This window comes from Pseudomonas sp. GNP014 (genome assembly GCF_054344005.1).
On the sequence record NZ_JBTGUS010000001.1, the window covers coordinates 3,044,306 to 3,068,222 of the forward strand.

General features: G+C 58.7%; 18 protein-coding genes. 14 read left to right on the forward strand and 4 right to left on the reverse strand.

The window, feature by feature from the left end; genetic code table 11:
* Window positions 1–74: 74 nt before the first annotated feature.
* Window positions 75–863: an MlaA family lipoprotein gene (locus tag ACXX9E_RS13720; RefSeq protein WP_123465849.1), complete on the reverse strand. Its 789-nt coding sequence runs from the start codon at window positions 861–863 to the stop codon at window positions 75–77.
* Complete coding sequence (gene mlaY, locus ACXX9E_RS13725; protein ID WP_186748447.1) at window positions 856–2,154, reverse strand: lipid asymmetry maintenance lipase MlaY; 1,299 nt, start codon at window positions 2,152–2,154, stop codon at window positions 856–858. Before mlaY ends, ACXX9E_RS13720 begins: the two co-directional genes overlap by 8 nt.
* 224 nt (window positions 2,155–2,378) lie before the next feature.
* On the opposite strand from mlaY, the gene ACXX9E_RS13730 reads away from it, so the two are divergent.
* Window positions 2,379–2,747 carry a hypothetical protein gene (locus ACXX9E_RS13730; RefSeq protein ID WP_222833393.1) on the forward strand — a complete coding sequence of 123 codons (369 nt, stop codon included), beginning with the start codon at window positions 2,379–2,381 and terminating at the stop codon, window positions 2,745–2,747.
* 122 nt (window positions 2,748–2,869) lie between these two features.
* Here ACXX9E_RS13730 and ACXX9E_RS13735 read toward each other — a convergent pair whose 3' ends face one another.
* Window positions 2,870–4,465, reverse strand: coding sequence for a glycoside hydrolase family 17 protein (locus tag ACXX9E_RS13735; protein ID WP_458555556.1), 1,596 nt, complete (start codon window positions 4,463–4,465; stop codon window positions 2,870–2,872).
* Window positions 4,466–4,751: 286 nt separating this feature from the next.
* Between ACXX9E_RS13735 and ACXX9E_RS13740 the strand changes: the two genes are divergently transcribed.
* The 3 genes from ACXX9E_RS13740 (at window position 4,752) to ACXX9E_RS13750 (ending at window position 7,818) form a co-directional block, all read left to right on the forward strand.
* Window positions 4,752–5,603 carry a glycine betaine ABC transporter substrate-binding protein gene (locus ACXX9E_RS13740; protein ID WP_186748444.1) on the forward strand — a complete coding sequence of 284 codons (852 nt, stop codon included), beginning with the start codon at window positions 4,752–4,754 and terminating at the stop codon, window positions 5,601–5,603.
* A 248-nt stretch (window positions 5,604–5,851) separates the two neighbouring features.
* Complete coding sequence (locus ACXX9E_RS13745; protein WP_123465858.1) at window positions 5,852–6,163, forward strand: DUF485 domain-containing protein; 312 nt, start codon at window positions 5,852–5,854, stop codon at window positions 6,161–6,163.
* Window positions 6,160–7,818, forward strand: coding sequence for a cation acetate symporter (locus ACXX9E_RS13750; RefSeq protein WP_447808724.1), 1,659 nt, complete (start codon window positions 6,160–6,162; stop codon window positions 7,816–7,818). The genes ACXX9E_RS13745 and ACXX9E_RS13750 overlap by 4 nt, the downstream gene beginning before the upstream one ends.
* 1,135 nt (window positions 7,819–8,953) lie before the next feature.
* Here the strand turns inward: ACXX9E_RS13750 and gltA are convergent.
* Window positions 8,954–10,243, reverse strand: a complete 1,290-nt coding sequence (gene gltA / locus ACXX9E_RS13755; protein WP_003222994.1) for a citrate synthase — start codon at window positions 10,241–10,243, stop codon at window positions 8,954–8,956.
* 362 nt (window positions 10,244–10,605) lie between these two features.
* Between gltA and sdhC the strand changes: the two genes are divergently transcribed.
* The 10 genes from sdhC (at window position 10,606) to brnQ (ending at window position 23,659) form a co-directional block, all read left to right on the forward strand.
* Window positions 10,606–10,980 (forward strand): succinate dehydrogenase, cytochrome b556 subunit, encoded by a 375-nt coding sequence (sdhC, locus tag ACXX9E_RS13760; RefSeq protein ID WP_045122948.1) that lies wholly within the window; start codon window positions 10,606–10,608, stop codon window positions 10,978–10,980.
* Window positions 10,974–11,342: a succinate dehydrogenase, hydrophobic membrane anchor protein gene (sdhD, locus tag ACXX9E_RS13765; protein ID WP_007919900.1), complete on the forward strand. Its 369-nt coding sequence runs from the start codon at window positions 10,974–10,976 to the stop codon at window positions 11,340–11,342. The genes sdhC and sdhD overlap by 7 nt, the downstream gene beginning before the upstream one ends.
* Before the next feature lie 3 nt (window positions 11,343–11,345).
* A complete protein-coding gene (gene sdhA / locus ACXX9E_RS13770) occupies window positions 11,346–13,118 on the forward strand; it encodes a succinate dehydrogenase flavoprotein subunit (protein WP_123465862.1) in 1,773 nt (590 codons plus the stop codon).
* A gap of 11 nt (window positions 13,119–13,129) precedes the next feature.
* Window positions 13,130–13,834 carry a succinate dehydrogenase iron-sulfur subunit gene (locus tag ACXX9E_RS13775; protein WP_038364054.1) on the forward strand — a complete coding sequence of 235 codons (705 nt, stop codon included), beginning with the start codon at window positions 13,130–13,132 and terminating at the stop codon, window positions 13,832–13,834.
* 259 nt (window positions 13,835–14,093) lie between these two features.
* Window positions 14,094–16,925: a 2-oxoglutarate dehydrogenase E1 component gene (locus tag ACXX9E_RS13780; protein ID WP_267805554.1), complete on the forward strand. Its 2,832-nt coding sequence runs from the start codon at window positions 14,094–14,096 to the stop codon at window positions 16,923–16,925.
* Window positions 16,926–16,967: 42 nt separating this feature from the next.
* A complete protein-coding gene (gene odhB, locus ACXX9E_RS13785) occupies window positions 16,968–18,188 on the forward strand; it encodes a 2-oxoglutarate dehydrogenase complex dihydrolipoyllysine-residue succinyltransferase (protein WP_186748379.1) in 1,221 nt (406 codons plus the stop codon).
* A 108-nt stretch (window positions 18,189–18,296) separates the two neighbouring features.
* A complete protein-coding gene (gene lpdA / locus ACXX9E_RS13790; RefSeq protein WP_123465866.1) occupies window positions 18,297–19,733 on the forward strand; it encodes a dihydrolipoyl dehydrogenase in 1,437 nt (478 codons plus the stop codon).
* A gap of 202 nt (window positions 19,734–19,935) precedes the next feature.
* Entirely contained in the window at window positions 19,936–21,102 is a 1,167-nt protein-coding gene (gene sucC / locus ACXX9E_RS13795; RefSeq protein ID WP_085732277.1) for an ADP-forming succinate--CoA ligase subunit beta, read from the forward strand.
* Window positions 21,102–21,983: a succinate--CoA ligase subunit alpha gene (sucD, locus tag ACXX9E_RS13800; RefSeq protein WP_007919877.1), complete on the forward strand. Its 882-nt coding sequence runs from the start codon at window positions 21,102–21,104 to the stop codon at window positions 21,981–21,983. Before sucC ends, sucD begins: the two co-directional genes overlap by 1 nt.
* A gap of 362 nt (window positions 21,984–22,345) precedes the next feature.
* A complete protein-coding gene (gene brnQ, locus ACXX9E_RS13805; RefSeq protein ID WP_123465867.1) occupies window positions 22,346–23,659 on the forward strand; it encodes a branched-chain amino acid transport system II carrier protein in 1,314 nt (437 codons plus the stop codon).
* The last annotated feature ends 258 nt before the right edge of the window (window positions 23,660–23,917 follow it).

The window sequence follows — 23,917 nt, forward strand, 5'->3', positions numbered from 1 at the left end:
GTCGACTTAAACGTTGACTGGACTACCGCATTCGCGAGCAAGCTCGCTCCCACACTGTTTTGTGGCAGCCGTTTTTACTCGGCAATCTGCAACTTGCGTGACTCGGTGTACACGTAGCGCACTTTCTCGTACTCGAACGGCGAGTTCATCTGGCCGTAGCGGAAGTTGGTCTGGTAGCGCTTGTCGACGGCGCGCAGGGCCCAGACCTCAGGATGGTTGGAGCTGACTTCCGAGACGTTCAGATAGTTGATCGCCGATTCGGCGGTGTAGTCCACCGCGAGCCCGGCGGTATCGCGGATGTTCGACGGGCCGAGAATTGGCAGCACGAAGTAGGCGCCGCCCGGTACACCGTAGAAGCCCAGGGTCTGGCCGAAGTCTTCGCTCTGGCGCGGCAGGCCCATGGCGGTCGCCGGGTCCCACAGGCCGGCAATGCCGATGGTGGTGTTGAGCAACAGGCGTGCGGTGGTTTCCATCGAACGCTTGCCCTTGAACTGCAGCAGGCTGTTGACCAGGTTCGGCACGTCGCCGAGGTTGTTGAAGAAGTTGCTGACCCCGGTGCGCAGGAAGCCAGGGGTCACGTAACGGTAACCGTCGACCACCGGCAGGAACACCCATTGGTCGAAGCGGTAGTTGAAGTGGTAGACGCGACGGTTCCACGACTCCAGCGGGTCATACACGTTGAGCGCGTTGAGCGTCGAGCGCTCGAACTCACGCTGGTCCAGACCCGGGTTGAACTTGAGTTTGGACAACGGCTCCTTGAAGCCGTCGCTGTCGACCACCACCGGCGCGTTGGCTTTGCTGTTGTCGGCCTGGGCCACGCCTGCGCTGAGGAGCGCTGCAATCAGCAGGAGATATTTAGCCACGGAAAAACTCCAGCATGGCGTCGCTGTTGACGCGGTAGTTAAGGTTGCCGCAATGGCCGCCCAGTGGATAAACGGTCAGGCGATCGCCGAACGTCTTGCGCAGGAAGCCCAGGTCGCCCGGGCCGAGGATCACGTCGTCGGCGTTGTGCATCACGGCGATTTTCGGGCTGTCGTGCAGGTAATCCTTGAGCGCATACAGGCTGACCTGGTCGATCAGTTGCAGCAGGCTGCCGCCGTCGGTGCGCGCGCGCCACATTGGAATCACCTGTTCGGTCAGGTAGCAATCGAAGTCGCATTGCAGCGCACGCTTGAGGAACGGCGTGAGGCTGGTGCCTTCGGTGATCGGGAATTTCGGCGGGGTGATCAGGCCACGACGGTTGATCAGGTCCGAAGTAAAGGCGATGTCGGCGGCCGAGAAGCGGAACGACGTGCCGATCAGCATCGCCATCTGCTCGTTGGTCAGGTGCTGCTTGGACTGCTGGAAGTCATAGAGCAGGGCGTCGTTGAGGTCGATGTAGCCTTTCTGCTGGAAGTAACGGGTCAGCTTGCCCAGTACCAGTTCATAGAACGTGGTGCTGTTGTTGATGCCTTTCACTTCGGTCTGAACCAGCTTGTCGAGGTTGCTGATCGAGGTGTAGAGGTTGACTGGCGGGTTGAGCAGCAGGACTTTCTTGAAGTTGAAGCTGCGCCGGGTTTCGTCCAGGTGCGCGACAAACGCGGCATCGAGGGCGCCGAGGCTGTAGCCGGTCAGGTAATACTCGGTGACCGGCAGTTTCGGGTGCTGCGCGCGTACGGCCTGCATCACCCGGTACATGTCTTCGGCGTCTTCCTTGGTGATACCGGGCGTGGCGAAGCGTGAAGCGGCACTGATGAAATCGAAACTGGTCGGCGAGGACAACTGCACGACGTGATAGCCGGCCTTGTAGTAGAGCTTCTTCAAGTATTCGTTGAGCGTGCTGTCATAGCGTGCGCCGGTGCCGGCGATCAGGAAGATCAGCGGCGCCGGTTTGTCCTGCTCGGCGATGCGGTAGGTGAGCTTCTTCACCGCCCAGAAGTTGTCCGGGAGGATGAAGGCCCGCTCCGGGCGCAAGGTGATGCTGTGGTCGGACTGGTTGATGTCGTCGTTGGACGGCAATTCCGGGCGCAGGTCCGGTGGCGTCGTGGCGATGGTTGCCTCGAACGGGTTGGTCAGGGGATAGCCATAACTGGCGGCATCGATATCCACCGCCAGTGCGGACGCACTCAGAATAAGGCCGCTGAACAGCGCGGCGAAGCGCAAGGAACGGAGCATGACTGGATCCCTTAAAGGAAGGTGCCGAATGAAGTTCGCAGGCTATGACCACCGGGCTTGCGCCAAAGTGCCATGCCTCGGCACCAAACAGGCAGAATTCGGAGTAATAGTAGCTGGACGATACACTTTGCAGCGGTCGAATGAACAGTTAACAGTTGTTAGTACTTGCCAACGGTACAAGTCCGATTAAGCTGGCCGCCGATTTCCGTAGATTGGAGTGTTTCATGTCTCGCCGCTTGCCCGTGGTGCTGTTGCTCGTCCTGTTGCCGTTGTGGCTGGCTGCCAGCTATGGCGCGCGTTACGGCTTCATGGAGGATGGACGGTGGGTCGGCATCTGCGTCGACGAGGCAAGCCGCTGGGAATGTACGGTGCGCTCGAACCTGGGGCTGATGATTCACTTCAAGGTGTTGGGCTGGACCGCGCTGGTTGCGGCGTTGCTGGGGTTTGTGTTGCCCGGGCGGGCAGGGTGGTGGCTGGCGGTGCTCGCGCTGGCGTTCGGCCTGCCGGCGCTGGCGTTGTACAACACCACGTTGGCGGTGTTTGCGCTGGTGATTGCCGGGTTGCGCCTGGTCCGGGCGACCCGTAGCGCCTGACAGTCAGTCATCGCGGGCAAGCCCGCTCCCACAAGGGCGTGGGTGAACACAGCATGTGTGTACGCCCCGAAAACCTGTGGGAGCTGGCTTGCCAGCGATGAGGCCGGTTCAGACGCTGAAGATCAGCCCTTGCGAACCCGCAGGCAACGCCAAAGCGCCGCCACCATCAAGCCACTGACCAGCGCCCAGCCCCACGCCTGCTGATTCAACAATCCCTCTTCATACAGCTGCGGGGCAATCCCTGCGCCGATGATGAAGGTCAGCAGGGCGATTTCCCGGCGCGGCACACTGACCGGGCGGCACACGTACACCAGCGCCGGCAGAATGAACGCCATGCTAGCGAAGCTGCGATAACGTGCGTCGAACACCATCTCCAGCATCATCACCGCAGCGGCAAAACCGGCCACAGCGACCAGCCACCCGGCGCGGCGCTCCAGCCAATTGAACGCGCGTTCACGCCAGCCCTGGCGGGCGCTCAAGGTCAACGCAGCGTGCACCAGCACCGACAGATTCAACACGGTCAGCAAGCCGACCCACAGCCATTCGCTGGCAAACCGTGTGGTCACCCGCGCCAGATCGCCCCAGGCGCCGATCGAGCAGGCAGCCACCGCACCGAGCAGCGGCAGGATCAATGCCGATTGCGTGCTGCGCACCCGGCCGCCGAGCAGCAGCGTACCGAGGAAAATCAGCCCGCCGAGGCCCAGCCATTCCTTCCAGTACGGCACATTGGTCACCGGCCCGGCGAGTACGCCTTTGTCCTGACGATCCGCGTCGAACAGACCCCAGTAACCGCCAACCGCGCCTTCGCTGCCACGCTTCCATGGCTGGTCGAACGCTTCGATCAGGTTGTAGTGCCAGCCTTCCTTTTCGGCCATCGCGACAAAACCACGAATGAACTTGGCTTCATTGACTCGGCTCGGCAGGGCGGTCTCGCGCTGGCGGCCTTCGCTGGGCCAGCCGGTCTCGCCGATCATCACGTCCTTGGGCGCAAACTTGTTGCCGAACACCTGACGCACATCCGCCACGTGTTGCAGGGCGACGTCGATGTTCGACGGGTCGTCTTCCCAGTACGGCAGCAGGTGAATGGTCAGGAAATCCACCGCCGGCGCGACTTCCGGGTGCTTGAGCCAGAACTCCCAGACATCGGCATACGTGACCGGTTGCTTGACCTGGCTTTTGACTTTGTTGATCAGTTTGGTCAATTGTGCGCCGGTGACTTCCTTGCGCAGCAAGGCTTCGTTGCCGACGATCACTGCGTTGACCACGTCAGGGTTGGCGTTGGCCGACTTGATCAGCAGATCGACTTCTTTTTCGGTGTCCACCGGGTTGCTGTTGACCCAGGCGCCGATCATCAACTTCAAACCGTGCTTGCGCGCCAGTTCCGGCAGGGCTTCGAGGCCGGTCATCGAATAGGTGCGGATGCATTCGAAGCGCGTCGCCAGCAGGGCAAGGTCGGCATCCATGCGTTCCGGACGCAGTTTGAACGGCACGTCGAACGGCGACTGATCCTTGTCGAAAGGCGTGTATGAGGCGCACTGCAATTTATGCGTCGGGGTCGCGGCGTCCGGGAGGATCACCGGCTTGCCGAGGTTGTACCAGAAGCCGCCAAGGGCCAGCAGGCCGAGCAGGCAAGCGAAGAGATAAGGAATAAACGGGAAGCGGGACGTCGCGGACATGGTCAGGCCGAGTGGCTGCAAAGCGACGCATGTTACCTGCATTTATCCACGCGTTGGTGGCCGGCATGATTTGCCATGCAAAGTTCGGGCGGATTATCTGGCGTCATTTATTCAGCTGCAATTAATGGCTTTCTGATGTCGTTTCTCGGTGTATTGAGGTCGCTGACAGAGCAGGTCGCTGCGGGCGTCAGGCCGATGATCGAAAGCGTCAGTACTCCACTGACGGTCGGGCGAGTTTGCGGTCAGGCGTGATGGGGGCGCTGTGCACCATAACAATACGTTGACGATGCCCGGCATCCGTCGGGCGCAGCATTTCGGGGAAGTAACGATGAAGATGCGACGACTTTTAGGCGCAGGTGCCGCTCTGGTGCTTGCGATGAGTTCCACATTCGCCAGCGCTGAAAAACAGACCCTTAACATCGGTTACGTTGACGGCTGGTCCGACAGCGTCGCGACCACCCACGTGGCGGCCGAAGTGATCAAGCAGAAACTCGGCTACGACGTGAAACTGCAAGCCGTCGCCACCGGGATCATGTGGCAAGGCGTGGCCACCGGCAAACTCGACGCCATGCTCTCGGCCTGGCTGCCAGTGACCCACGGTGAATACTGGACGAAGAACAAGGACCAGGTGGTCGATTACGGCCCGAACTTCAAGGACGCGAAAATCGGCCTGATCGTGCCGGAATACGTGAAAGCCAAATCCATCGAAGACCTGAAAACCGACGACAGCTTCAAAAAACGTATTGTTGGCATCGACGCCGGTTCCGGCGTGATGCTCAAGACGGATCAGGCGATCAAGGATTACGACCTGACCGGTTACACCCTCAAGGCCAGTTCCGGCGCCGGCATGATTGCCGAGCTGACCCGTGCCGAGAAGAAGAACGAGTCGATTGCGGTTACCGGTTGGGTGCCGCACTGGATGTTCGCCAAGTGGAAACTGCGCTTCCTCGACGACCCGAAAGGCGTGTACGGCGCGGCTGAAACCGTGAACAGCATCGGCAGTAAGGAACTCGCCACCAAAGCTCCGGAAGTGGCCAAGTTCCTGAAAAACTTCCAGTGGGCGTCGAAAGACGAGATCGGCGAAGTGATGCTGGCGATTCAGGACGGTGCCAAACCTGAAGCGGCGGCCAAGGATTGGGTCGCCAAGCACCCGGATCGCGTGGCTGACTGGACTAAATAACCCGAAATAGCATCTTTCACCACGAACCCTGTGGGAGCGGGCTTGCCCGCGATAGCGGTCTGTCAGTTGACTAATAGTTGGCTGACACGACGCCATCGCTGGCAAGCCAGCTCCCACAGTTTTTTACGTGTGCTCAAGAATGGCGATTACGTCATGGCGTTCTACTACTAAGGTCGTCTGTTACCGCGCTCGCAGCCGCATACATTAGCTATGTTCCAACAATAATTTGTGCTGCGAGGATAAAAACAATGAACGACAGCATTTACCTCTCGATTCAAAACAGTCCCCGATTCAAGGAGCTGGTGCGAAAAAGGGAAAAGTTCGCCTGGATACTCTCGGCGATCATGCTCGGGCTTTACTCTGGCTTCATCCTGTTGATCGCTTACGGGCCGCATGTTCTGGGCGCGAAACTCAGTCCGGAATCCTCGATTACCTGGGGAATTCCAATCGGTGTCGGACTCATTCTTTCTGCATTCATCCTCACCGCTATCTACGTGCGCCGCGCCAATGGCGAGTTCGACGACCTGAACAATGCGATTCTCAAGGAGGCTCAGCAATGATCCGGCGTCTACTGGCTCTTCTGAGCATCGCAGCCTTCGCTCCGGCCGTATGGGCTGCCGATGCCTTGACCGGCGAAGTTCACAAACAACCGCTCAACGTTTCGGCAATCGCCATGTTCGTGGTGTTCGTCGGGGCAACGCTGTGCATCACCTACTGGGCTTCCAAGCGCAACAAGTCGGCGGCTGACTACTATGCTGCTGGCGGCAAGATCACCGGTTTCCAGAACGGTCTGGCGATTGCCGGTGACTATATGTCGGCGGCATCCTTCCTGGGGATTTCCGCGCTGGTGTTCACCTCCGGCTACGATGGCCTGATCTACTCGATCGGCTTTCTGGTGGGCTGGCCGATCATTCTGTTCCTGATCGCCGAGCGCCTGCGTAACCTGGGCAAATACACCTTTGCCGACGTAGCGTCCTACCGCCTCGGGCAAACCCAGATCCGCACGCTGTCCGCTTGCGGTTCGCTGGTGGTGGTGGCGTTCTACCTGATCGCGCAGATGGTCGGTGCCGGCAAGCTGATTCAGCTGCTGTTCGGTCTCGACTACTACGTCGCGGTGATTCTGGTCGGTATCCTGATGTGCCTGTACGTGCTGTTCGGCGGCATGCTGGCGACCACCTGGGTGCAGATCATCAAGGCGGTGCTGTTGCTCTCCGGTGCTTCGTTCATGGCGCTGATGGTGATGAAGCACGTCAACTTCGACTTCAACATGCTGTTCTCCGAGGCGATTAAGGTTCACCCCAAAGGTGAAGCGATCATGAGTCCGGGCGGTCTGGTGAAGGATCCGGTATCGGCGTTCTCCCTCGGCCTGGCACTGATGTTCGGTACCGCTGGCCTGCCGCACATCCTGATGCGCTTCTTCACCGTCAGCGACGCAAAAGAAGCCCGTAAGAGCGTGCTGTACGCCACTGGCTTCATTGGCTACTTCTACATCCTGACCTTCATCATCGGCTTCGGCGCAATCCTTTTGGTCAGCACCAACCCGACCTTCAAAGATGCGGCGGGCGCTCTGCTCGGCGGCAACAATATGGCGGCGGTGCACCTGGCGGACGCGGTGGGCGGCAGTATCTTCCTCGGCTTCATCTCGGCGGTAGCGTTTGCGACCATTCTGGCGGTGGTGGCCGGTCTGACCCTGGCCGGTGCTTCTGCGGTGTCTCACGACCTGTATGCCAGCGTGATCAAGAAGGGCAAGGCCAACGACAAGGATGAAATCCGCGTCTCGAAGATCACCACTATCGCACTGGGCGTGCTGGCCATCGGCCTGGGCATCCTGTTCGAAAGCCAGAACATTGCGTTCATGGTCGGCCTGGCGTTCTCCATCGCGGCGAGCTGCAACTTCCCGGTGCTGCTGCTTTCGATGTACTGGAAGAAGCTGACTACCCGCGGTGCGATGATTGGCGGCTGGCTGGGGCTGATCAGTGCGGTAGGCCTGATGGTGCTTGGCCCGACCATCTGGGTGCAGATTCTGCATCACGAGAAGGCGATTTTCCCTTACGAGTATCCGGCGCTGTTTTCGATGATCATTGCTTTCATCGGGATCTGGTTCTTCTCGATTACCGACAAGTCGGCGGCTGCGGATAACGAGCGGGCGCTGTTCTTCCCGCAGTTTGTGCGTTCGCAGACTGGGTTGGGGGCGAGTGGGGCGGTTTCGCATTGATGGTTTGATGGTTTTGTAATGTTGTGCTGAATGCCCCGGTTGAGAGATCGGGGCATTTTTTGTGGGCGGTTATCGGCTCGAGCTGTGTACATATCCATTGCTGCGGTAACGGCTTCTTAGGGTTTCGCCCTTACGGCGACTCACTTTTTTTCAAACGCCAAAAAAAGTAAGCAAAAAACGCTTGCTCCTACGTACGGCCCGCTCGCTGGGGCTCGGGGTTCCTTCGCTCCGGGATCGATCCGGGCGCAGCGCCTCCGGTTTGCTTCGCTGCACCTCCTCTCGCTGTGTTTGGCTTCGCCAAACGGTCGCTGCGCTCCCACCCCCGGATCAATCCCTCCACTCAGCCTTCCGATGTCGCCTTACAGATCAAGATCAAAAGCAGGCGAGCTGACACTCGGCCTATTGAGTGGTGAGGAGCGCAGCGTGCTCGGCTTTGGATTTGTGTTGGAACTGCCCCTCACCCCAGCCCTCTCCCGAGGGAGAGGGAGCCGATTTTTGGGCTTGTCAAAATCTGAGTTCGACTCGGTATTTCACATCGAAGTAGCTCTCCCAAACACCTCGGTCAGTCTCCTTTTCCTCATGGGAGGGGGCTGATTTGTTTGCTTTTTAGAGCCTGAGTTCAACGCGGTATCGCACGTCGGCGCAGCTCCCCCAAACACCACGGTCAGTCCCCTCTCCCTCCGGGAGAGGGCTAGGGTGAGGGGCTCTTGATCTGGCTTTGGCTTTTGATCTTTTGCCCCATCGGCAGGCCGAGCGAAGGTGTTCATCCGGGGGTAGGCGCGCAGCGCCGTGCGGCGAAGCCGCATACATCGAGAGGAGGTGCAGCGAAGCAAACCGTAGGCGATGCCCCCGGATGGACACCTTAGCGAGGGAACACTGAGCCTCAGCGAGGTGCCGTACGTCGGGGCAAAGCCTTTTGGGTTATTTTTTCGCTGGGCCGGCATTCCGGCGTTTGGAAAAAGTGACTCGCTGTAAGAGCGAAACCGCCAGCGGCAACACCCGCAGAAACGGATATGCCCCCTAACCACAGTCACAGTCGGACCGCAGGCCGCTGAGACCAAACAAACAAAAACGGCCCCTATATAAATAGAGGCCGTTCCCGGTACAACTTCAAGACGTTATCGCAAGACAAGCCTTATTTGCGGTCTTCCAGCTTGGTAATGTCACGCGACTCGTAGCCGGTGTACAGCTGGCGCGGACGGCCAATCTTGTACGGGCTGGAGAGCATTTCTTTCCAGTGGGAGATCCAGCCGACAGTACGTGCCAGTGCAAAGATCACGGTGAACATGCTGGTCGGAATGCCGATCGCCTTGAGGATGATCCCCGAGTAGAAGTCGACGTTCGGATACAGCGAGCGCTCGATGAAGTACGGGTCGGTCAGCGCGATCTCTTCCAGGCGCATGGCCAGTTCGAGTTGCGGATCGTTGTTGATGCCCAGTTCCTTCAGTACTTCGTCGCAGGTCTGCTTCATTACAGTCGCGCGAGGGTCGCGGTTCTTGTAAACGCGGTGACCGAAGCCCATCAGCTTGAACGGATCGTTCTTGTCCTTGGCCTTGGCGATGAACTTGTCGATGTTGGACACATCACCAATTTCGTCGAGCATGGTCAATACGGCTTCGTTCGCACCGCCGTGGGCAGGGCCCCACAGTGCGGCGATACCGGCGGCGATACAGGCGAACGGGTTGGCACCCGAGGAGCCGGCCAGACGCACGGTGGAAGTCGAGGCGTTCTGCTCGTGGTCGGCGTGGAGGATGAAGATCCGGTCCATGGCCTTGGCGAGCACCGGGCTGATCGGTTTGATCTCGCACGGGGTGTTGAACATCATGTGCAGGAAGTTTTCCGCGTACGTCAGGTCGTTGCGCGGGTACATCATGGGTTGCCCCATGGAGTACTTGTAAACCATCGCTGCCAGGGTCGGCATCTTGGCAACCAGACGGATCGCGGAGATTTCACGATGCTGCGGGTTATTGATGTCCAGGGAGTCGTGGTAGAAGGCCGAGAGGGCGCCGACTACACCGCACATGACGGCCATCGGGTGGGCGTCGCGACGGAAACCGTTGAAGAAGGTTTTCAACTGCTCGTGAACCATGGTGTGGTTTTTCACGGTGCTGACGAACTGGGCCTTCTGTTCTGCGGTTGGCAGTTCGCCATTGAGCAGCAGGTAGCAGGTTTCCAGGTAGTCCGACTTTTCAGCCAGTTGTTCGATCGGGTAGCCGCGGTGCAACAGAATGCCGTTGTCGCCGTCGATATAGGTGATCTTCGACTCGCACGAGGCGGTCGACATGAAGCCTGGGTCGAAAGTGAAGCGGCCCGTGGCCGTCAGGCCCCGAACATCGATTACATCGGGACCAACGGTGCCGGTTAAAATGGGCAGCTCGACGGGGGCTGCGCCCTCGATGATCAACTGCGCTTTTTTGTCAGCCATGTGGCCTCCTATTTATGCTTGAACCATCAGACAGACCCCCCACGCAGGGCCCGCACCACTATAGTGAGATAAATTCGAATGTCAATTTGCCTAAAGTCTTGCTCCAGAAGGCTTTAAGCGTACTTTTTCCTCGAAATTGACTGCCATTTACGCCTTTTATACGACTTGTGCAATCAGCTATTTGGGGTAGGTGATTGCGTTGTCATTAGTAGCCTAACTGTCTATACTCGGCCACCGACCGCCAAGGGCTTTTGGGCCTGCTTTATTGGGGGTCGCATCCCTGGGTGGTGGTTACCTGACCAGTGCACTCCCCAACAACTTTGCCCTGATTGTTAGGGGCTCTTCAGTGTGAAAAAAAAGCCGTGAAAAGCCAACGACCTGTAAACCTAGACCTAAGGACCATCAAACTCCCCATCACCGGCGTTACGTCGTTTCTTCACCGTGTTTCCGGCATCATCCTCTTCCTGGGCCTCGGCTTCATGCTTTATGCATTGGGCAAATCCCTGGGTTCCGAGGAAGGTTTTGCCGAAGTGAAGGCATGCTTGACCAGCCCGCTGGCCAAGTTCGTAGCATGGGGCCTCCTGTCCGCTCTGCTGTATCACCTGGTAGCCGGTGTGCGCCACTTGATCATGGATATGGGCATCGGTGAGACGCTGGAAGGCGGCCGCCTGGGCTCGAAAATCATCATCGCCATTTCCGTGGTGCTGATCGTTCTGGCAGGAGTTTGGATATGGTAACCAGCGTTACGAACCTTTCGCGTTCGGGCCTCTATGACTGGATGGCGCAACGTGTGTCTGCGGTTGTTCTCGCGGCTTATTTCATTTTCCTGATCGGATACCTTGCAGCGAATCCGGGCATTGGCTACGACCAGTGGCACGGCCTGTTCGCTCACAACGGGATGCGTATCTTCAGTCTGCTGGCCCTCGTTGCCCTGGGCGCTCACGCCTGGGTCGGCATGTGGACCATCGCGACCGACTACCTGACGCCAATGGCGCTGGGCAAGTCCGCGACCGCAGTACGTTTCCTTTTCCAGGCAGTTTGCGGCATCGCGATGTTCGCTTACTTCGTCTGGGGTGTGCAGATTCTCTGGGGTATCTGATTCATGGCTAACATTCCAACGATTTCTTTCGACGCCATCATTATTGGTGGTGGCGGTGCCGGCATGCGCGCTGCGCTGCAACTGGCACAGGGTGGTCACAAGACTGCCGTGATCACCAAGGTTTTCCCGACCCGTTCGCACACTGTGTCCGCCCAGGGCGGCATCACCTGCGCCATCGCGTCGGCTGACCCGAACGATGACTGGCGCTGGCACATGTACGATACCGTCAAGGGATCCGACTACATCGGTGACCAGGACGCTATCGAATATATGTGTCAGGAAGGCCCGGCCGCGGTTTTCGAGCTGGACCACATGGGTCTGCCGTTCTCGCGTACCGAGCAAGGCCGTATCTACCAGCGTCCGTTCGGTGGTCAGTCCAAGGACTACGGTAAAGGTGGCCAGGCTGCCCGTACTTGCGCAGCCTCCGACCGTACCGGTCACGCGCTGCTGCACACCCTTTATCAGGGCAACCTGAAAGCCGGTACCACGTTCCTGAACGAGTACTACGCTGTCGATCTGGTGAAAAACCAGGAAGGCGAATTCGTCGGTGTGATCGCGATCTGCATCGAAACCGGCGAAACCACCTACATCCGCGCCAAGGCCACCGTACTGGCTACCGGCGGTGCAGGTCGTATCTACGCTTCCACCACCAACGCCCTGATCAACACCGGTGACGGCGTCGGCATGGCACTGCGTGCTGGCGTGCCGGTACAAGACATCGAAATGTGGCAGTTCCACCCGACCGGCATCGCCGGCGCCGGTGTACTGGTGACCGAAGGTTGCCGTGGTGAAGGTGGTTACCTGATCAACAAGCACGGCGAGCGTTTCATGGAGCGTTATGCTCCGAACGCGAAAGACCTTGCTGGTCGTGACGTGGTTGCTCGTTCGATGGTTAAAGAAATCATCGCCGGCAACGGTTGCGGTCCGAATGGCGACCACGTAATGCTCAAGCTCGACCACCTGGGCGAGGAAGTGCTGCACAGCCGTCTGCCAGGCATCTGCGAATTGTCGAAGACGTTTGCACACGTTGACCCGGTGGTTGCGCCGGTTCCGGTTGTTCCGACTTGCCACTATATGATGGGCGGCGTTGCCACCAACATTCACGGCCAGGCGATCACCCAGGACGCTGAAGGCGTGGACCAGATCATTCCTGGTCTGTTCGCGGTAGGTGAAGTGGCTTGCGTATCGGTTCACGGTGCCAATCGTCTGGGCGGCAACTCGCTGCTCGACCTGGTGGTATTCGGCCGCGCTGCCGGCCTGCACCTGGAAAAGGCGCTGACCGACGGCATCGAATACGACGACGCTACCGAAGCCGATATCGAAGCAGCCCTGTCGCGTCTGAACGCGCTGAACAGCCGTACCGATGGCGAAGACGTCGCTACTCTGCGTCGCGAGCTGCAAAGCTGCATGCAGAACTACTTCGGTGTATTCCGTACCGGCGAATACATGCAGAAGGGTATCGCTCAGCTGGCCGATCTGCGCAAGCGTATCGCCAACGTGAAGATCAACGATAAGTCGCAGGCGTTCAACACTGCACGTATCGAAGCGCTGGAACTGCAAAACCTGCTGGAAGTGGCTGAAGCTACCGCCATCGCGGCCGAAGTACGTAAAGAGTCCCGCGGCGCTCACGCCCGTGAAGACTTTGAAGACCGTGACGACGAAAACTGGCTGTGCCACACCCTGTACTTCCCGGGTGACAAGCGCGTCACCAAGCGTGCCGTTAACTTCTCGCCGAAGACTGTTCCGACTTTCGAACCTAAAGTCCGGACTTATTAAGGGTGACCGCCATGTTGCAAGTCAGTGTTTATCGTTACAACCCTGATCAGGACGCTGCGCCGTTCATGCAGGAATTCCAGGTCGATACCGGTGGTAAAGACCTGATGGTGCTGGACGTGCTGGCCCTGATCAAAGAGCAGGACGAGGGTTTCTCCTATCGTCGCTCTTGCCGTGAAGGTGTCTGCGGCTCCGACGGCATGAACATCAACGGCAAAAACGGTCTGGCGTGCATCACGCCCCTGTCCGCTGTCGTAAAAGGCAACAAGCTGATCGTTCGTCCGCTGCCAGGTTTGCCGGTTATTCGTGACCTGGTCGTCGATATGAGCATCTTCTACAAGCAATACGAGAAGGTGAAGCCTTACCTGCAGAACGACACGCCGGCTCCGGCCATCGAGCGTCTGCAGTCCCCTGAAGAGCGTGAAAAGCTCGACGGTCTGTACGAGTGCATCCTGTGCGCTTGCTGCTCGACCTCGTGCCCGTCCTTCTGGTGGAACCCGGACAAGTTCCTGGGTCCAGCTGCGCTGCTGCAAGCCTACCGCTTCCTGGCAGACAGCCGTGACACCAAGACCAACGAGCGTCTGGCTTCGCTCGATGACCCGTTCAGCGTTTTCCGCTGCCGGGGCATCATGAACTGCGTCAACGTATGTCCGAAAGGCCTGAACCCGACTAAGGCCATCGGTCACATCCGTAACATGTTGCTCTCGAGCGGCGTGTGATTCAGCTGCTGTAACCGTAGAACCGCTGTACCGAAGAGGCTGTGGCGCGGGCTTCAACCCGCGTCATGGCTATAACCAGAGCCGTAGTCACAAGCTGCAGCTCTTATTTTGAAGAAATGAGACAAGCAGGGGCATCCGGGCTGGTACCCGGACTATCAGCGTGATCCTAAGTGGCTTGTTTTGGTCGCTGCATTCGGACTTCTGCAAGTTTGCTCGGTGTCGACGCCGATGGTGTTCCCCTAACCGAGGGTGACCAAGCATGCAAGAAAGCGTGATGCAGCGCATGTGGAACAGCGCCTACCTTTCAGGTGGAAACGCTGCCTATGTGGAAGAGCTTTATGAGCTCTACCTGCACGACCCTAACGCTGTGCCAGAAGAGTGGCGCACCTACTTTCAGAAGTTGCCTGCCGACGGCAACTCTGCCACTGATGTTTCGCACTCCACAATTCGCGATCATTTCGTGCTGCTGGCAAAGAACCAGCGCCGCGCCCAACCGGTTTCCGCCGGCAGCGTGAGCAGTGAGCACGAGAAGAAGCAAGTTGAAGTGCTGCGATTGATCCAGGCCTACCGTATGCGTGGCCACCAGGCAGCCCAGCTTGACCCGCTGGGACTGTGGCAGCGTCCTGCACCTGCAGACCTGTCGATCAATCATTACGGCTTGACCAATGCCGATCTTGATACGACCTTCCGTGCCGGCGACCTGTTCATCGGCAAAGAGGAAGCGAGCCTACGCGAAATTCACGAAGCGTTGCAGCAGACATATTGCCGCACCATCGGCGCTGAATTTACGCATATCACCGATTCCGAGCAGCGCCAGTGGTTCCAGCAGCGTCTGGAAAGCGTGCGTGGTCGTCCGACGTACTCCGCCGACATCAAGAGCCACCTGCTTGAGCGCGTGACCGCCGGTGAAGGCCTGGAGAAATACCTGGGTACCAAATACCCGGGCACCAAGCGTTTCGGTCTGGAAGGCGGCGAAAGCCTGATTCCGATGCTCGACGAACTGATCCAGCGTTCCGGTTCCTACGGCACGAAGGAAGTCGTCATCGGCATGGCTCACCGTGGCCGTCTGAACGTCCTGGTCAACACCTTCGGCAAGAACCCGCGCGAGCTGTTCGACGAGTTCGAAGGCAAGAAGAAGGTCGAGCTGGGTTCCGGTGACGTTAAATACCACCAGGGCTTCTCGTCCAACGTGATGACCGCCGGCGGTGAAGTTCACCTGGCCATGGCGTTCAACCCGTCCCACCTGGAAATCGTTTCTCCGGTGGTTGAAGGTTCGGTTCGTGCCCGTCAGGATCGTCGTAACGACGCTACCGGTGAGAAGGTGCTGCCGATCTCCATCCACGGTGACGCTGCGTTCGCAGGTCAGGGTGTGGTCATGGAAACCTTCCAGATGTCGCAGACCCGCGGTTTCAAGACCGGCGGTACCGTGCACATCGTGATCAACAACCAGGTCGGTTTCACCATCAGCAACCCGCTGGACTCGCGTTCCACCGAGTACGCCACCGACGTTGCGAAGATGATCCAGGCGCCGATTCTCCATGTGAATGGCGATGATCCGGAAGCCGTGTTGTTCGTGACCCAGCTGGCCATCGACTACCGCATGCAGTTCAAGCGTGACGTGGTGATCGACCTGGTCTGCTACCGTCGTCGCGGCCACAACGAGGCCGACGAGCCAAGCGGCACCCAGCCGCTGATGTACCAGCAGATCACCAAGCAGCGCACCACCCGTGAGCTGTACGCTGATCGCCTGACCCAGGCCGGTGTACTGGACGCTGATCGCGTTCAGGCCAAGGTCGACGAGTACCGCAACGCGCTGGACAACGGTCTGCACGTGGTGAAGTCGCTGGTCAAAGAGCCGAACAAAGAGCTGTTCGTGGACTGGCGTCCGTATCTGGGCCATGCCTGGACTGCGCGTCACGACACGCGCTTCGATCTGAAGACCCTGCAAGAACTGTCCGCCAAGCTGCTGGAGATTCCGGAAGGCTTCGTGGTTCAGCGTCAGGTCGCGAAGATCTACGAAGACCGTCAGAAGATGCAAGCCGGCGGCCTGCCGATCAACTGGGGTTACGCCGAAACCATGGCGTACGCGACCCTGGCGTTCGAAGGTCACCCGATTCGCATGACCGGTCAGGACATCGGCCGCGGTACGTTCTCGCACCGTCACGCTGTGTTGCACAACCAGAAAGACGCGGGCACCTACATTCCGCTGCAGAACCTGTACGACGGTCAGCCACGTTTTGACCTGTACGACTCGTTCCTGTCGGAAGAAGCGGTACTGGCATTCGAATACGGTTACTCGACCACCACGCCGAACGCGCTGGTGATCTGGGAAGCCCAGTTCGGCGACTTCGCCAACGGTGCACAGGTTGTCATCGACCAGTTCATCACCAGCGGCGAGCACAAGTGGGGCCGTCTCTGCGGTCTGACCATGCTGTTGCCACACGGTTACGAAGGTCAGGGTCCTGAGCACAGCTCGGCACGTCTTGAGCGTTACCTGCAGCTGTGCGCCGAGCACAACATTCAGGTGTGCATGCCGACTACCCCGGCGCAGATCTACCACTTGCTGCGTCGTCAGGTGATTCGCCCGCTGCGCAAACCATTGGTTGTTCTGACACCTAAGTCGCTGCTGCGCCACAAACTGGCCATCTCGACCCTGGAAGATCTGGCTGAAGGTTCGTTCCAGACCGTTATCCCGGAAATCGATGCCCTGGATCCGAAAAAGGTCGAGCGCGTTGTTCTGTGTAGCGGCAAGGTCTACTACGACCTGCTGGAAAAACGCCGTGCCGAAGGCCGTGAAGATATCGCCATCGTGCGTATCGAGCAGCTGTATCCATTCCCTGAGGACGACTTGAAAGAAGTCCTGGCGCCGTACACCAACGTCAAACATGCCGTTTGGTGTCAGGAAGAGCCGATGAACCAGGGTGCCTGGTACTGCAGCCAGCATCACTTGCGCCGTAGCATCAGCAACCTCGACAAGTCTCTCGTACTTGAGTACGCGGGCCGTGAGGCTTCTGCTGCCCCAGCCTGTGGTTACGCTTCGATGCACGCCGAGCAGCAGGAAAAACTGCTGCAAGACGCGTTTACCGTTTAACGCCTTCGCGCACCTGAAACCGAATTTAAGGAACTACAGATAATGGCTATCGAGATCAAAGCCCCCACTTTCCCGGAATCGGTTGCCGATGGCACCGTTGCCACCTGGCACAAGCAACCGGGCGACGCCGTCAAGCGCGACGAACTGATCGTCGACATCGAAACTGACAAAGTCGTACTGGAAGTTCTGGCTACTGCTGATGGCGTGCTGGGCGCAATCGTCAAGGGCGAGGGCGAAACCGTCCTGTCCGACGAAGTACTGGGCTCCATCGTTGAAGGCGGCGCTGCTGCCGCTGCTCCAGCTGCTCCAGCTGCTGCTCCGGCCGCCGCTGCCCCGGCCGCTGCTGAAGGCGAAGACGATCCTGTTGCTGCTCCTGCCGCGCGCAAGCTGGCTGAAGAAAACGGCATCAACATCGCTTCCGTTGCCGGCACCGGCAAAGGCGGGCGTGTGACCAAGGAAGACGTGGTGGCTGCTGTTGCCGCCAAGAAAGCCGCTCCGGCTGCCGCGCCTGCCAAGGCTGCTGCTCCAGCTGCCGCCGCTCCTGTGTTCGCCGCTGGCGACCGCATCGAGAAGCGCGTGCCGATGACCCGCGTGCGTGCCACCGTGGCCAAGCGTCTGGTTGAAGCTCAGTCGAACATGGCGATGCTGACCACCTTCAACGAAGTCGACATGACCGAAGTCATGGCTCTGCGTTCGAAGTACAAGGATCTGTTCGAGAAGTCCCACAACGGCGTACGCCTGGGCTTCATGTCGTTCTTCGTCAAGGCTGCCACCGAAGCGCTGAAACGCTTCCCGGCTGTCAACGCGTCGATCGACGGCGGCGACATCGTTTACCACGGCTACGCCGACATCGGTGTTGCTGTTTCCAGCGACCGTGGTCTGGTGGTACCGGTTCTGCGTAACGCCGAGCTGATGAGCCTGGCTGAAATCGAAGGCGGCATCGCAACATTCGGCAAAAAAGCCCGCGACGGCAAACTGTCGATGGACGAGATGACCGGTGGTACCTTCACCATCACCAACGGTGGTACCTTCGGTTCGATGATGTCGACCCCGATCGTCAACCCGCCGCAGGCAGCGATTCTGGGCATGCACAACATCATCCAGCGTCCGATGGCCATCAACGGTCAGGTCGTGATCCGTCCGATGATGTACCTGGCACTGTCCTACGATCACCGTCTGATCGATGGCAAAGAAGCTGTGACCTTCCTGGTGACCATCAAGAACCTGCTGGAAGATCCGGCTCGTCTGTTGCTGGATATCTAAAAAGCAGCTGCAAGCGTCAAGCTACAAGCCTCAAGCTCAATACGAGCGGATTGGCTTGTAGCTTTTGGCTTGCGGCTTGTAGCTTTATTGCTAAAGAGGATTTTTTGAATGTCGCAGAAATTTGACGTAGTAGTGATCGGTGCCGGCCCTGGCGGTTACGTAGCTGCCATCAAGGCCGCGCAGCTGGGTCTGACCACTGCCTGCATCGAGAAGTACACCGACGCCGAAGGCAAGCAAGCCCTGGGCGGTACCTGCCTGAACGTGGGCTGCATTCCTTCCAAGGCGCTGCTGGACAGCTCCTGGAAATACAAGGAAGCAAAAGAAAGCTTCAACGTTCACGGTATCTCGACTGGCGAAGTCAAAATGGACGTCGCTGCGATGGTTGGCCGCAAGGCTGGCATCGTCAAGAACCTGACCGGCGGCGTTGCCACGCTGTTCAAGGCCAACGGCGTTACTTCGATTCAGGGCCACGGCAAACTGCTGGCCGGCAAGAAAGTCGAAGTCACCAAGCCAGACGGTTCGGTTGAAGTCATCGAAGCTGAAAACGTCATCCTGGCACCAGGCTCGCGTCCGATCGACATTCCACCGGCTCCGGTCGACCAGAAAGTCATCGTTGATTCGACTGGTGCTCTGGAATTCCAATCCGTACCGAAGCGTCTGGGCGTGATCGGCGCTGGCGTGATCGGTCTGGAACTGGGTTCGGTCTGGTCGCGTCTGGGTGCAGAAGTGACTGTCCTGGAAGCCCTGGACACCTTCCTGATGGCAGCGGACACCGCTGTTTCCAAGGAAGCGCTGAAAACCCTGACCAAACAGGGTCTGGACATCAAGCTGGGCGCTCGCGTAACCGGTTCCAAAGTGAACGGCGACGAAGTCGTGGTGAACTATACCGATGCCAACGGCGAACAGACCATCACGTTTGACAAGCTGATCGTAGCCGTTGGTCGCCGTCCGGTGACCACTGATCTGCTGGCAGCCGACAGCGGTGTGACCCTGGACGAGCGCGGTTTCGTGCACGTTGACGATCACTGCGCTACCACCGTACCGGGCGTTTTCGCCATCGGTGACGTGGTTCGCGGCATGATGCTGGCGCACAAGGCATCCGAAGAAGGCATCATGGTTGTCGAGCGCATCAAGGGCCACAAAGCCCAGATGAACTATGACCTGATCCCTTCGGTTATTTATACTCACCCGGAAATCGCGTGGGTTGGCAAAACCGAGCAGGCCTTGAAAGCTGAAGGCGTTGAAGTTAACGTCGGCACCTTCCCGTTCGCCGCTTCCGGCCGTGCCATGGCCGCCAACGATACCGGTGGTTTCGTCAAGGTCATCGCTGATGCCAAGACTGACCGCGTATTGGGCGTGCACGTGATTGGTCCGAGCGCTGCAGAACTGGTTCAGCAGGGCGCGATCGGTATGGAATTCGGCACCAGCGCTGAAGACCTGGGCATGATGGTTTTCTCCCATCCGACCCTGTCTGAAGCCTTGCACGAAGCTGCTCTGGCTGTGAATGGCGGCGCCATCCACATTGCCAACCGCAAGAAGCGTTAAGACACACAATAAGAAACCACGGCGGTAACGGCCCGTCGTGAGCCTTGCGAGCAAGTCTCACCGCGGAATGTCCGCTGGACGCAGTCTTGCGTAGCTGCACCGGGTACCCGGAAAGGCTACGCAAGCAGCAGTCACAGGTGGCGCGGCACTCATCAAGAGCGCAGCGCCGAATGCGCAGTACCTAACGAAGACGGTAAAAAGCATGAATCTTCACGAGTATCAGGGTAAGCAGCTGTTCGCTGAATACGGCCTGCCAGTATCCACTGGTTATGCAGTAGACACCCCGGAAGCAGCAGCAGAAGCTTGCGACAAAATCGGCGGCAACGAGTGGGTTGTCAAAGCCCAGGTTCACGCCGGTGGTCGCGGTAAAGCGGGCGGCGTCAAGCTGGTTCGCAGCAAAGAAGACGCCAAAGCCTTCGCACAGCAGTGGCTGGGCAAGCGTCTGGTGACTTACCAGACTGACGCCAATGGTCAGCCTGTCACCAAGATCCTGGTTGAATCGTGCACTGATATCGCTAAAGAGCTGTACCTGGGCGCTGTCGTTGACCGTTCGAGCCGTCGCATCGTGTTCATGGCTTCCACCGAAGGTGGCGTGGACATCGAGAAAATCGCTCACGACACTCCAGAAAAAATTCTGAAAGCCACTATCGATCCACTGGTTGGCGCTCAGCCATTCCAGGGGCGCGAGCTGGCATTCCAGCTGGGTCTGGAAGGCAAGCAGGTTGCTCAGTTCGCCAAGATCTTCGTAGGTCTGGCCAAGCTGTTCAAGGATCACGACCTGGCGCTGCTGGAAGTGAACCCGCTGGTGATCAAGGCTGACGGCGATCTGCACTGCCTGGACGCCAAGATCAACATCGACGCCAACGCCATGTACCGTCAGCCTAAGCTGAAGACTTTCCACGATCCGTCGCAAGACGATCCGCGCGAAGCGCACGCTGCCAAGTTCGAACTGAACTACGTAGCCCTGGAAGGCAACATCGGCTGCATGGTCAACGGTGCCGGTCTGGCCATGGGTACCATGGACATCGTCAACCTGCACGGCGGCAAGCCAGCCAACTTCCTCGACGTAGGTGGTGGTGCTACCAAGGAACGCGTTACTGAAGCGTTCAAGATCATTCTGTCCGACACCAACGTCGCTGCAGTACTGGTCAACATCTTCGGCGGCATCGTTCGCTGCGACATGATTGCCGAAGGCATCATCGGCGCCGTGAAAGAAGTCGGCGTGAAAATCCCGGTTGTTGTTCGCCTTGAAGGCAACAACGCTGAGCTGGGCGCTAAAGTACTGGCAGAAAGCGGTTTGAACATCATCGCTGCTACCAGCCTGACCGACGCTGCTCAACAAGTTGTCAAAGCTGCGGAGGGCAAATAATGAGCGTCCTGATCAATAAAGACACCAAAGTTATCTGCCAGGGTATTACCGGTTCGCAAGGTAGTTTCCACACCCAGCAAGCCATCGAATACGGCACCAAGATGGTTGGCGGCGTAACTCCGGGCAAAGGCGGCACCGAGCACCTGGGTCTGCCAGTGTTCAACACCGTTAAAGACGCAGTCGCGGCCACTGGCGCTACCGCCAGCGTGATCTACGTTCCGGCTCCTTTCTGCAAGGACTCGATCCTGGAAGCGGCATTCGGCGGCATCAAGCTGATCGTCTGCATCACCGAAGGCATTCCTACCCTGGACATGCTGGACGCTAAAGTTAAGTGCGACGAGCTGGGCGTAGTCCTGATCGGCCCTAACTGCCCAGGCGTGATCACCCCAGGCGAATGCAAGATCGGCATCATGCCAGGTCACATTCACTTGCCAGGCAAGGTCGGTATCGTTTCGCGTTCCGGCACCCTGACCTACGAAGCTGTTAAGCAAACTACTGACGCCGGTTTCGGTCAGTCGACTTGCGTCGGCATCGGTGGTGACCCGATCCCGGGTTCGAACTTCATCGACATCCTGAAGCTGTTCCAGGAAGACCCGAAGACCGAAGCGATCGTGATGATCGGTGAGATCGGCGGTTCGGCTGAAGAAGAAGCGGCTGCCTACATCAAGGCACACGTGACCAAGCCGGTTGTTTCCTACATCGCTGGTGTGACTGCTCCTCCGGGCAAGCGCATGGGCCATGCTGGCGCAATCATCTCTGGCGGCAAAGGCACTGCAGACGAGAAGTTCGCTGCACTGCAAGACGCCGGTGTAAAAACCGTGCGTTCGCTGGCAGACATCGGCAAGGCCCTGGCCGAGCTGACCGGTTGGGCTGTCAAGTAAGCCTCGCGCTTAGCTGACGCTTCACCAGGCAAAGGCCACCTTCGGGTGGCCTTTGTCGTTCAAGAGCAGTTGAAAGCGACAAGCTGCTAGCGGCAAGACAAACGCTTGTCGCTTGAAACTTGCAGCTTGCGGCTGCTTTTCATACATAAACGCGACACGGAAACGTCGCGTATCGGATAGTTCGCCCTCAAACAGTGCGTTTGTCAGACAAATTCGTTAGGCTAGCAGCCATTTTTGCGTCTGCCGCCCACAAGGCATGCAACGCGCTAAACGGGTCAGTCTTATACGGACTGACAGCATTTCCCTAACCCCACAGGGAAATCCCCCTCTAAATTCCGATTCAGTAGTGTGGTATTTCCTTAATGAAAGTTTTGAAAGGTCAGGACATCCTGGCACTTGGTTTTATGACATTTGCCCTGTTCGTCGGGGCCGGCAACATCATCTTCCCGCCTATCGTCGGTTTGCAGGCCGGGCCTCATGTCTGGATGGCGGCGCTGGGCTTTCTGGTCACTGCAGTCGGCCTGCCGGTCATCACCGTCGTTGCGCTGGCGAAGGTCGGCGGGGCGATGGACGCACTGAGCAGCCCGATCGGCAAGGTCGCTGGCGGCATCCTCGCGGCGGCGTGCTACCTGGCAGTTGGCCCGTTGTTCGCCACGCCGCGTACCGCGACCGTGTCCTTCGAAGTTGGCCTGGCGCCGCTGACCGGCGAGAGCCCGCTGGCGCTGTTCCTCTACAGCTCGGTGTACTTCCTGCTGGTGTTCTTCATCTCGTTGTATCCGGGCCGTTTGCTCGACACTGTCGGCCGTTTCCTCGCGCCGTTGAAGATCATTGCACTGGCCGTTCTCGGCATCGCTGCCTTCGCCTTGCCGGCCGGTGATATCGGTCAAGGCACGCCAGAGTACGTCGCCGCGCCGTTCTCCCAGGGCTTCATCAATGGTTACCTGACCATGGATACCCTGGGTGCGCTGGTATTCGGCATCGTCATCGTGAATGCCATCCGCTCTCGCGGCGTTGAATCGCCAGCGTTGATCACCCGTTACGCGATCATCGCCGGGCTGATTGCCGGCGTGGGTCTGGCGCTGGTGTATGTCAGCCTGTTCCGTCTCGGTTCCGGCAGCCACGAAGTGGCTGTTGGCGCCACCAACGGCGCCGCGGTCTTGCACGCTTATGTGCAACATACTTTCGGTTCGTTGGGCAGCGGTTTCCTCGCCGTACTGATTTCGCTGGCGTGTCTGGTCACGGCGGTCGGTCTGACCTGCGCCTGTGCCGAATACTTCAGCCGTGTGCTGCCACTGTCCTACAAGACCCTGGTGATCATTCTGGCGGCGTTCTCGCTGTTGGTGTCCAACCTGGGCCTGACCAAGCTGATCGCCTTCTCGATCCCGGTCCTGACCGCGATCTACCCGCCGTGCATCGTGCTGGTGGCGCTGAGCTTCTGCAAAGACTTCTGGCATGAGCATGGCCGCATCATCGGTCCGGTGATGCTGGTGTCGTTCGTGTTCGGCATGATCGACGCACTGAAAGGTGCCGGCCTGGCCGACTGGATGCCGTCGCAACTGTCCCACCTGCCGCTGAGCGAGCAGGGCCTGGCGTGGCTGGTGCCGTGCGTGATGACCCTGGTGGTCGCGGTGGTTTGCGATCGCCTGCTGGGCAAGCGCAGCGAAGCCGTTGCCTGACGTTCCCTGACCCGCCACAAGCGGGGCTTGAACGCTTGAACAGAAATGCCTCGTATCAAACGATACGGGGCATTTTTTATGTGCGTGAGGCAGTGTCTTTTTCCCTGAGCTAACGTCGAAGCACTGCACTGAATTAATGTTGGCGTGAGCCTGCTTGCGATCACGCTGTGTCAGTCACCATTGAAGTTGGCTGACAAACCGCTATCGCCAGCAGGCTCACTGCTACAGGTACCGTGTTCACACTCCACAGGGAATTGC

Excerpts from the sequence above, each read along its gene's own strand:
- mlaY (WP_186748447.1), bottom strand. The coding sequence starts at position 2,154 with ATGCTCCGTTCCTTGCGCTTCGCCGCGCTGTTCAGCGGCCTTATTCTG.
- ACXX9E_RS13730 (WP_222833393.1), top strand. The coding sequence starts at position 2,379 with ATGTCTCGCCGCTTGCCCGTGGTGCTGTTGCTCGTCCTGTTGCCGTTG.
- ACXX9E_RS13735 (WP_458555556.1), bottom strand. The coding sequence starts at position 4,465 with ATGCAGGTAACATGCGTCGCTTTGCAGCCACTCGGCCTGACCATGTCC.
- ACXX9E_RS13740 (WP_186748444.1), top strand. The coding sequence starts at position 4,752 with ATGAAGATGCGACGACTTTTAGGCGCAGGTGCCGCTCTGGTGCTTGCG.
- ACXX9E_RS13745 (WP_123465858.1), top strand. The coding sequence starts at position 5,852 with ATGAACGACAGCATTTACCTCTCGATTCAAAACAGTCCCCGATTCAAG.
- ACXX9E_RS13750 (WP_447808724.1), top strand. The coding sequence starts at position 6,160 with ATGATCCGGCGTCTACTGGCTCTTCTGAGCATCGCAGCCTTCGCTCCG.
- gltA (WP_003222994.1), bottom strand. The coding sequence starts at position 10,243 with ATGGCTGACAAAAAAGCGCAGTTGATCATCGAGGGCGCAGCCCCCGTC.
- sdhD (WP_007919900.1), top strand. The coding sequence starts at position 10,974 with ATGGTAACCAGCGTTACGAACCTTTCGCGTTCGGGCCTCTATGACTGG.
- sdhA (WP_123465862.1), top strand. The coding sequence starts at position 11,346 with ATGGCTAACATTCCAACGATTTCTTTCGACGCCATCATTATTGGTGGT.
- ACXX9E_RS13775 (WP_038364054.1), top strand. The coding sequence starts at position 13,130 with ATGTTGCAAGTCAGTGTTTATCGTTACAACCCTGATCAGGACGCTGCG.
- ACXX9E_RS13780 (WP_267805554.1), top strand. The coding sequence starts at position 14,094 with ATGCAAGAAAGCGTGATGCAGCGCATGTGGAACAGCGCCTACCTTTCA.
- odhB (WP_186748379.1), top strand. The coding sequence starts at position 16,968 with ATGGCTATCGAGATCAAAGCCCCCACTTTCCCGGAATCGGTTGCCGAT.
- lpdA (WP_123465866.1), top strand. The coding sequence starts at position 18,297 with ATGTCGCAGAAATTTGACGTAGTAGTGATCGGTGCCGGCCCTGGCGGT.
- sucC (WP_085732277.1), top strand. The coding sequence starts at position 19,936 with ATGAATCTTCACGAGTATCAGGGTAAGCAGCTGTTCGCTGAATACGGC.
- sucD (WP_007919877.1), top strand. The coding sequence starts at position 21,102 with ATGAGCGTCCTGATCAATAAAGACACCAAAGTTATCTGCCAGGGTATT.
- brnQ (WP_123465867.1), top strand. The coding sequence starts at position 22,346 with ATGAAAGTTTTGAAAGGTCAGGACATCCTGGCACTTGGTTTTATGACA.